The sequence below is a fragment of the Kitasatospora sp. GAS204B genome (genome assembly GCF_029892155.1).
Taxonomy (GTDB): domain Bacteria; phylum Actinomycetota; class Actinomycetes; order Streptomycetales; family Streptomycetaceae; genus Kitasatospora.
The window spans coordinates 1-9,272 of sequence record NZ_JARZAG010000058.1; the positions used below are offsets into that span (position 1 = coordinate 1).

At 71.0% G+C, this 9,272-nt stretch carries 6 protein-coding genes, 1 tRNA gene and 1 pseudogene; 4 read left to right on the forward strand and 4 right to left on the reverse strand.

Annotation, left to right across the window (positions count from 1 at the left end):
• Positions 1 to 183 (reverse strand): annotated as a pseudogene (locus P3T41_RS36495) (peptidoglycan bridge formation protein FemAB); the annotation flags it as partial.
• Positions 184 to 397: 214 nt separating this feature from the next.
• Here P3T41_RS36495 and P3T41_RS36500 point away from each other — a divergent pair.
• On the forward strand, positions 398 to 757 hold the full coding sequence (locus tag P3T41_RS36500; RefSeq protein WP_280694964.1) for a hypothetical protein: 360 nt from the start codon (positions 398 to 400) through the stop codon (positions 755 to 757).
• 280 nt (positions 758 to 1,037) lie between these two features.
• On the opposite strand, the gene P3T41_RS36505 is transcribed toward P3T41_RS36500, so the two are convergent.
• From P3T41_RS36505 to P3T41_RS36515, 3 genes are read right to left on the reverse strand one after another with little or no spacing between them, the layout of a single operon-like run.
• The gene (locus tag P3T41_RS36505; RefSeq protein ID WP_280694965.1) at positions 1,038 to 2,327 is read right to left on the reverse strand and encodes a HAMP domain-containing sensor histidine kinase; all 1,290 of its coding nucleotides are present in this window, start codon (positions 2,325 to 2,327) and stop codon (positions 1,038 to 1,040) included.
• A gap of 7 nt (positions 2,328 to 2,334) precedes the next feature.
• Positions 2,335 to 3,066, reverse strand: a complete 732-nt coding sequence (gene cseB / locus P3T41_RS36510; RefSeq protein ID WP_280694966.1) for a two-component system response regulator CseB — start codon at positions 3,064 to 3,066, stop codon at positions 2,335 to 2,337.
• Positions 3,063 to 3,773, reverse strand: coding sequence for a hypothetical protein (locus P3T41_RS36515; protein WP_280694967.1), 711 nt, complete (start codon positions 3,771 to 3,773; stop codon positions 3,063 to 3,065). The genes cseB and P3T41_RS36515 overlap by 4 nt, the downstream gene beginning before the upstream one ends.
• A gap of 380 nt (positions 3,774 to 4,153) precedes the next feature.
• Here P3T41_RS36515 and P3T41_RS36520 point away from each other — a divergent pair.
• From P3T41_RS36520 to P3T41_RS36530, 3 genes are all read left to right on the forward strand, one after another.
• Positions 4,154 to 4,237: transfer RNA gene (locus P3T41_RS36520), tRNA-Leu, on the forward strand.
• A gap of 275 nt (positions 4,238 to 4,512) precedes the next feature.
• The gene (locus tag P3T41_RS36525) at positions 4,513 to 5,232 is read left to right on the forward strand and encodes a WXG100 family type VII secretion target (RefSeq protein ID WP_280694969.1); all 720 of its coding nucleotides are present in this window, start codon (positions 4,513 to 4,515) and stop codon (positions 5,230 to 5,232) included.
• Positions 5,229 to 9,182 carry a DUF6531 domain-containing protein gene (locus tag P3T41_RS36530; RefSeq protein ID WP_280694968.1) on the forward strand — a complete coding sequence of 1,318 codons (3,954 nt, stop codon included), beginning with the start codon at positions 5,229 to 5,231 and terminating at the stop codon, positions 9,180 to 9,182. Before P3T41_RS36525 ends, P3T41_RS36530 begins: the two co-directional genes overlap by 4 nt.
• Positions 9,183 to 9,272 lie beyond the last annotated feature (90 nt).

Genomic DNA, 9,272 nt, shown 5'->3' on the forward strand with positions numbered 1-9,272 from the left:
CAGACCGGCACCGACCACCGCACCCGAAGCATCGATCCACCCGATCGACTCGCTGCGCCACTCCGACTTCACCTCGCCCCAGGACGGCACCTGCAGGTGGCTCGCTGACGGCAGGCTCCGGATGAAGGCGAGATGCTCCTCACGGGTGATCGTCCGCAGGGTCAGGCTCGCGTCGGGGCTCATGCTCGGGTTCACGCCGGGGCCCGGATTCATGCTCGGCCGCACAACTGACATCAGAAGACCCTCCGCTCATCGGCCGGCCACCACGGAAGATCGGGAACCGGCATCACGAACGGTAGGAATCCCATGTCGCATTGGCCCGGCGATCGTGTAACAGCAACCAGGCGGCTCCGTCACATCGGGACAATCCCCGGATTTCCGGTGGAATGCTGAGGCCATGGATGACGAGAGCCGCGTCTCTGCCCTGCGGGCCGCCGATGAACTGCTTTCCGCCCGATACGGGCAGGGCCGCCGAATGTCCGCGCTGGCGGCATTGGCGGCCGTCGACCGCGCCACCGACCCCCACTTCGCCCGGCGGGCCGCCGAGGCGGCGCGGGTACCGGTGGACGAGGTGCTGGCGGCGCTGGCCCAGGTGGCGGAGGCGCGCAGCCACGTCGACGGCATGGAACGGCGGCTCATCGAGGCGGCCGTCGACCGCGGGGCGAGTCGGCAACGGATCGCCGACGCACTCGGGTTGGCGAGCGGGCGGCGCGCCGAGGAACCGGCGGAGCGAGTCGGCGAACCCGGGCAGGGCTGAGGCGCCGGCGATGGTCTCGCAGGCGACTTGCCGAGCGCCGCGGAAATGGCTTTCGGAGTTCTTCGATCGGGCGGGCGCGAAGTGAAATGAACAATGACGTGAACGGGGCAGGGACATGGAGCGGATCAGACACGGAATCGGGGTCGCGTTGCTGGCGGGCGCCGTACTGGCGGGGACCAGCGGATGCGGCGGCGGCGGTGCCGCCGCGAAGACGGTCAAGGCCGCTCGGGCAGCGCGCTGCCGCACTGAGCCGACGGTGGCCCGGCTGCCGGATGCCCTGTCAGCCGGCCCGCCAGGTGTCGATGGTGCCCGTGCGTCCGGTGTCCGTGGCCTCGGTGGCGTCGGTGGGGATGCGCAGTTCGGCGACGGCGCCGCCGGCCGGGTCGTTGCGCAGTTGCAGGGCGATCCCGGTGGCCCGGGCGTGGCCCTGGGCGATGGTGAGACCCAGCCCGTGACCGTGGCCCCGTTCGCGGGCGCCGGTGCGGAACCGCTGCGGGCCCTCGCGCAGGATGTCCTCGGGGTAGCCGGGGCCGTGGTCGCGCACCGTCACGGTGGCGTCGGCCACGCTCACCACGACCGGGGGAGTGCCGTGCCGGTGGGCGTTGGCGATCAGGTTGGTGACGATCCGGTCCAGTCGGCGCGGATCGGTGGTGACCTCGGCGTCGCCCTCGATCCGCAGCTCGACCTGCGACGCGTCCGAGCCCAGCTCGCTCGGCGAGCCGACCCCCGCGACGATCCGGCTGACCACCGGGCCAAGCGCGACGACGGAGAGTTCGCAGGTCTCGGCCCGGGCGTCCAGCCGGGAGACCTCCAACAGATCCTCGGTCAGGTCGCACAGGAAGGCGACCCGGTTCTTCACCAGTTCGGTCGGCCGCCCCGGAGGCAGCAGTTCGGCGGCGGTCAGCAGACCGGTCAGCGGGGTGCGCAGCTCGTGCGCCACGTCGGCGGTGAACCGCTGCTCGTTGGCGAGCTTGCTGCGCAGCACGGCGGACATCGAGTCGACCGCGGCCGCCAGTTCGGCGACCTCGTCCCGGGGCCGGCCCAGCGGTCCGATCCGGGCGTCCAGGTCGCCGCCCGCGATGGTGCGGGCGGTGCGGGCGGCGGTCCGCAGCCGGCTGCTGATCCGGTCGGCGGCGAGCACGCCCGCGAGCACGGTGACGACCACCGAGAGGGCCGCGGATATCTGGATCGTCCGGTCCAGCTCGGCGATGGCGCGTTCGTCGTCGGTGTAGTCCAGCCGCACCGAGATCACCTGGCCGCCGGTGCCCGTCGCCGCCCACATCGCGGTGCCCTCGGGGCTACCGCCGAGCATCGACCCCTGGTGTCCGCGCTCGGCCAGGCGCCGCAGGGCCGCAGGCAGTTGGGGGTCGTCCTGTCGCGCGTGCCAGCCCAGCAGCTCGCCGGTGCCGTCGTAGGTGCCGACCACCAGGTTCAGCGCGGCCTCGGCTGACTTCCTGGCCTGCTCGGTGTGCTGGCGCACGGACGCCTGGTGGACCAGCAGCCCCACGGTCAGCGCCACCAGGAACGAGACCAGCGCCACGGTGGCGGCGATCTGCCGTCGCAGATTCATCGCCGGCTCACTGCTGCCGGCGCAGCTTGTAGCCGAAGCCGCGGATGGTCTCGATCCGACCCGCGCCGATCTTGGCCCGCAGGCGCTGGACGTGGACGTCCACCACCCGGCTGTCGGCGCTCCAGGAGTAGTCCCAGACCCGTTCCAGCAGGGTCTGCCGCTCCAGCACGATGCCCGGCGCCGCCGTGAACTCCAGCAGCAGCCGCAACTCGGTCGGGGTGAGCGGCACCTGGTGTCCGGCGACCCGCACCTCCATGGCCTCGGTGTCCACCTCCAGGTCGTCGATCACTCGGACCGCGGCGCGCTGCGCGGGGGCAGGATCAGGCGCACCCGGTGCCGGGGCCACGGCGGTGCGGCGCAGCACGGTCCGGATCCGGGCGACCAGGACGGCGATCTCGAAGGGCTTGACGACGTAGTCGTCGGCGCCAGCCTCCAGGCCCGAGATCACGTCGATCGGCTCGGTGCGCGCCGACATCATCAGGATCGGCAACTGGCTCTCCTCGCGGATCCGCCGGCAGAGCCCGACGCCGTCGAGCAGCGGCAGCATCACGTCGAGCAGCAGCAGGTCCGGCGGCTGGGCGCGGAACCGCTCCAGGCCTTCCAGCCCGTCGGCGGCGGTGTCGACCGGGAAGCCGTAGCGTTCGAGTGCCATCCGGGTGGCCTCGCGGATCACCTCGTCGTCCTCGACCAGCAGGATCCGCGGTGCGGCCGGCGCGGCGCCGGGCTGGGGCGTGCTCATCCGGTACTCCCTGCGGTGGCGGACGGTGCCGGTGCGGCGGGCGACTGCTCCGGCAGCGCATCAGCCGTGGTGTCGGCCGGCGGCGAGGTGGGGCCGCCCGGCGGCGCGACGGGCGTGGTCAGCTGGGAGACCAGGGACAGCCGCGGCGGGACCCAGCGGTAGGTGGTGCTGCGCTCGGTGAGCGGGGTCACCAACTGGTGGACGACCAGGTCCGTGCCGATGGTCTCGGCCGAGAAGCCAGGCTGCACTTCGGTGGACAGGATCGGCACGGCCTGACCGTCCTGCACGGTGTAGACGTTGAGGAAGGCGGTCCGCGCCATCGGCATCAGCACCGCCGTGATCAGGTCGAGGTGGCCGTCGCCGGTGAGGTCACGGTACTGCGCCGGCTCGACCTGGCAGAGGCTCGTGGTCCGGCAGCCGTTCATGCTGTGCAGCCAGAAGTTCTCGAGCGGCTGGGTCTGGTCGGCGAGCAGGAGCGTGCGGGCGTCGACGTTGTGCAGGTCGCCCTCCGGCACGGTCACCCCTGGTACCGGGTGCGGCGATCCCGGGGTCGGCGCCGGGGAGGCGGCCGCGCTTCCCACCGTGCCCGGCCAGAGCGGCGACGGGCTCGGATGCGGGGTGACGGGCTGGGCCGACCCGGCGTCGTGCAGGCCCCCGGCGTCGGCGCAGCCGGTGACCGACACCGCGGCCAGGACAGCCAGGAGCACACCTCTGCCCAGGGCGCCGCGGCTGAACCATGTCCTCACGGTGGAGTGGGCCTTTCGTCTACGTTCGGTGCATAAGTCTGCAACACATGAACATGTGCATGTGCACCAGCCCGGGCCGGGGGGCGGGCCCGGGCTGGTGGGCCGCGGAGTTCCGCTGCGGACTCACCGACCGTAGGCAGCTCGCCCGACGGTCCACCGTCGTGCGGGTAACAGCAGCCGCCCGACTCCGTAACAGTCGGGCAGCGCCCGAGCGGGCATCTCGACCTCGCCCTGCGCACGCCCGGCCGCTGAGTCCGAGCCCGGCCGCCCCCGCCGCCGGCCCGCCGCCCCCGCTGGTCCGGAGCACCCCGGGGGATCGGCTACGATGTGTCCAACACCTTGCGCGGGTGGCGGAATAGGCAGACGCGCTGGATTCAGGTTCCAGTGCCCGAAAGGGCGTGGGGGTTCAACTCCCCCCTCGCGCACAGAGGTCAATCGACCGAATGAGGCTGGTCGGACCGACATCATGTCGGTCCGACCAGCCTCATTGCATTGCGGAACGTGTTCTGGCCCCCGGCGGCTCCTCTTCGCCGGGGGCCAGAACCGTCCGTGCCGGCCATTCGGTTCCCGGCGCCCCGGACATCTGCCCCAAGGTGTAGACCTGTGGCTGCGCACGGCCTGTCCCGGTAAGTCGGCATATATGATCCGCTAATCTAGTTCCGACTGCGAACAGATAAGGCTTCGGGGGGTCGTCGTGTCGATGGAACTGCCGCACCCGGTGGTCCAGTTGCTCTCCTTCATCGGTATCACCTGGCCGGAGATCGACGAGGACAAGGTCCGCGAACTCGCCGGCCATGTCAGAGACTTCGCCGACAAGGTGGACAACTCCCACCAGGACGCGACCGCCACCCTCAAGAACCTCTCCGAGGGCTACCAGGGCGCCTCCTACGAAGCCATGATCTCCACCTGGGCGACGATGTCGGACACCCACATGTCCGAACTCCACACCGCCTGCCACGCCGTGGCCACCGCGCTGGACATGGCCGCCACCGCCATCACCGGCCTCAAGGTCGCCGCCATCGGCGAGCTCGTCGGCCTGGCCGTCACCTTCGTCGCCGACCAGGCCGCCGCCGTCTTCACCTTCGGTCTGTCCGAAGCCGCCCTGCCGGCCATCGAGGCCGCCGCCAGCGGCATCATGAAGAAGCTTGTCAAGGACCTGGAGGACCAGATCGTCGGCCAGGTCGTCGAGGCCGCCATCTCCCCGCTGGAGGACACCGTCGCCAAGGCCGTGAGCGGCCTGGTGTACAAGGAGGTCGCCGCCGCCCTCGGCGAGGCCTCCAGCGGCAGTGTCGGCACCGCGTTCTCCATCGACCCCGACGTGGTCCGCACCGCTTCCAGCACCATGCGCAGCCACGCCGAGGACGTCGCCGGCCACGCCGACGAACTCTCCGCCCGCGTCAGTGAGATGAGCTTCGAATGAGCGAGATCGCCAAGATCGTCGAGGACGGCGCCAAGCGCATCGGCAAGTCCCTGGGTCAGGACACCGGACAGGCCGTCAAGAAGCTCTACCACCAGACCGGCGACAACCTCGAACGCGTCGTCAAGAACCACGTCGAGAACGACGCCAAGCACGCCGACGAACTCAAGAAGCTCCATACGAACGGGGGCAAGGACAAGGGCTTGCACCCCGGCCACTCCGGCCCGGGCGGCGACGGCAAGTCCTCGCCTGGGGGCAAGTCGGGAGGCAAGGAGACGCCCCCCGGCGGGGACAAGGAGACTCCCCCCGGTGGGGACAAGCCGAAGTCGGACGGCAGCGGCTCGGCCAAGAAGCAGGCGGGGAACCCGGACGAGTCCGGCCGCACGGACGACTCGATCTGCCCCGGCGGCGAGCCGGTGGACATGGCCACCGGCCGGATGTTCATGAACGCCGTGGACGTGTCGCTGCCCGGCGCACTGCCGCTGCTCTTCACCCGCTCCTTCGAGTCCGGCTACCAGGCCGGCCGCTGGATGGGCGAGCGCTGGGTCTGCACCTTCGACGAACGCCTGGAGCGTGACGAGGACGGCGTGGTCTACCTCGGTGCCGACCGCGTCGCACAGGTCTACCCCCACCCGGTGCCGGGCGGGGGCCCGGTGCAGGCCAGCGCCGGTGCCCGGTGGGACCTCGAGGTCGACGAGGAGAACGGCGGGTACACCCTCACCGACCTCGCGAGCGGCCGGGTACGGGAGTTCACTCCGAGCCCGGCGAGCAGCACCGCGCTGCTGACCAGGCTGCGGGACCGCGCCGGCCGTTGCGTGGACTTCGCGTACGACACGTCAGGGACCCCTGTCAGCATCACCCACCATGCCGGCTACCGCCTGCTGGTGACGGTGGACCGGGGCCGGATCACCGCCGTGCGGCTCGCGGACGCCGGCGGCGAGGGACACCACGCCCTGCTGGTCCGCTACGGCTACACCGACGGCCGGCTCACCGCCGTGTACAACCCCTCCGGCGAGGCCCTGCGCTTCAGCAACGACACGCACGGGCGGATCACCTCCTGGACCGACCGCAACGGCAGCCACTACACCTACACCTACGACGAGCTCGGCCGGGTGGTCGAGGAAGGCGGCGCACGGGGCTCCCAGCGGTTCCACTTCCGCTACGGCGATCCCGATCCGGACACGGGCATCAGGATCAACTACGAGACCAACGCGCACGGCCACACCAGCGAGTACCACATCAACCACCGGGCGCAGGTCGTCGCCCAGGTCAACCCCCTGGGCCACACCACCCGCACCGAGTACGACGAGTACCACCGCGTGCTCGCCCACACCGACGCCCTGGACCGGACCACCCGCTACGAGTACGACGGTCTGGGCGAGGTGACGGCGCTCACGCGCCCTGACGGCGAGCGGATCCAGCTGGCCTACCACGGCATGACGAGCCTCCCGACCGAGATCGAGCTGCCCGGCGGAGCGGTCTGGCGCCAGGAGTACGACCGCGCCCACCGCCGCACGGCGGCGATCGATCCGACCGGCTCGGTCACCCGCTACGGCTACGACGAACAGGGCAACCTGGCCGCCATCACCGACGCCCTGGGCCGGACCACCCGCTTCCGGTGCGACCCGGCCGGGCTGCCCGTCGAGGTCACCGCTCCCGACGGTTCGCGCACCTCCTGCGAGCGGGACGCGTTCGGACGGACCACCGCGGTCACCGACGCGCTCGGCGGCGTCACCCGCTTCACCTGGACCGCGGAGGGACAGCTGGCCTCCCGTCAGGATCCCGACGGCACGGTGGAGTCCTGGACCTGGGACGGCGAGGGCAACAACCGCAGCCACACCGACAAGCTCGGCCAGGTCAGCACCTTCGAGTACAACGACTTCGACCGCGTCTGCGCGGCCCGCACCCCCGAGGGCTCCCGCTTCACCTTCACCTGGGACGCCGAGCTCCAACTGGTGGCGGTGACCAATCCGCTGGGCCAGCAGTGGACCTACACCTACGATGCCGCCGGGCGCCTGACGTCGGAGACCGACTTCCACGGACGCACCGTCAGCTTCGGCTGGACCGCCGGGCCCCGGCCGGTCTCCCGTACGGACGCGCAGGGCCGCACGGTCCGGCACCAGTACGACCTGCTGGACCGCCTGATGTTCACCGAGTCCGAGGACGCCGTCACCACCTACGCCTACGACGTGGCCGGCCATCTCATCCGGGCCGCCAACGCGGACTGCGAGCTGAGCCGTACCGTCGACGCCCTCGGCAACATCCTCACCGAGACCGTCGACGGCCGCACCGTGACCCACACCTGGGACGCCCTGGGGCGGCGCACCAGCCGCGCCCTGCCCTCCGGCCACACCAGTTCCTTCGGCTACGACGCGGCAGGCAACCGCGCCTGGCTGCAGACGGCGGACGGCCGGCTCGACTTCGGCTACGACCCGGCGGGTTTGGAGAACCACCGCGCCCTCAGTGCGCAGCTGACCCTCTCCAGCGTCCGGGACGCCCAGCACCGGATCACCGCGCAGACCCTGCAGACCCCCGACCAGATCCTGCAGAGCAGGTCCTACACCTACCGCGCGGACGGCCACCCGACCCGGATCGAGGACCAGTCGGGCCGGACCCGCGACTTCCTGCTGGGACCCACCGGCCGGGTCACCTCGGTGCTCACGGCCGGACGCGAGGAGACCTACGCCTACGACCCGGGCGGCCACCTCACCACCGCCACCTGGCCCGCCACGGAGGCCACCCGACCCGCACTGGGCGAACGCGTCCGCTCGGGCGGCGAACTGACCCGGGCCGGCGGGGTGCGCTACGAGTACGACAGCGCGGGAAGGGTGACGATGCGTCAGGTCGAGCGCCTGTCCCGCAAGCCCGACACCTGGCGCTTCACCTGGGACCCGGAGGACCGCCTCACCCAGGTCCGCACCCCCGACGGCACCCGCTGGCGCTACCGGTACGACCCGCTCGGCCGCCGCGTCTCCAAGGAACGGCTGGGCGCGGACGGCAGCACCGTCGAGGAGCGCACCGACTTCACCTGGGACGGCCCGCGCATCGCCGAGCAGACCACCCACAGCCCCGCCCTGCCCGGACCGCACGCCCTGAGCTGGGACCACGACGGTTTCCGGCCCCTCGCGCAGACCGAGACCATCACCGACTCGGACCGGGACCGGACCGACCGACGCTTCTACGCCATCGTGACCGACCTGGTGGGCACGCCCACCGAACTCGTCGACCCCACGGACGGCACCATCGCCTGGCGCGCCAACACCACCCTGTGGGGCCACACCACCTGGCCGCGCGACAGCACCACCTACACCCCGCTCCGCTTCCCCGGGCAGTACTTCGACCCGGAAACCCGGCTGCACTACAACTACCACCGCTACTACGACCCGGCGACCGCCCGCTACACCTCGCCCGACCCCCTCGGCCTCGCCCCCGCCGCCAACCCCGACACCTACGTCCACAACCCGCTGATCTCATTCGACCCCCTTGGCCTCGCCCCCTGCGAGAACAACGGCGTCCTGAACGAGCACAACGTCGCAGACCCCAACCTGGACGCCAACGGGCAGGCTTTCCTCAACCACATCAAAACGACCTACCAGGGCGGCCGGCTCGATGTCGAGCGGCCTTGGAACAGCAACTTCGCCGTCCTGCACTACCGCGACAACACCACGGGGCTGGAGCATTATCGGCCTGCATTCAACACGGGTGGGGGCCTGTACCACTCGGAGGAAAGCATCGTCAACGGCCTGCATGCCGACGGTGTGACGAACTACAAGCCACTCAACCTCTTCACCGACCGCCAGCCGTGCGGAAACTGCTGGTCGGACATGAGCACGGCCTTCCGCCCGAAGGTCGGCAGCGATCCGGTCAACGTCTACTTCATCTCGGAATACCGGGGCCTGGACCGGGCGGCCAGGAATGGGACTTCCACCTTGCTGAAGCACTGGTGGAACTAGCCTCGATCTTTCGTGACGGTCCGTCGGTGCGTTCGACGGGCCATTTCGACTTGTCCGGGTAGTGGTGGGCAGGCCGAGGGCCCGGCTGTC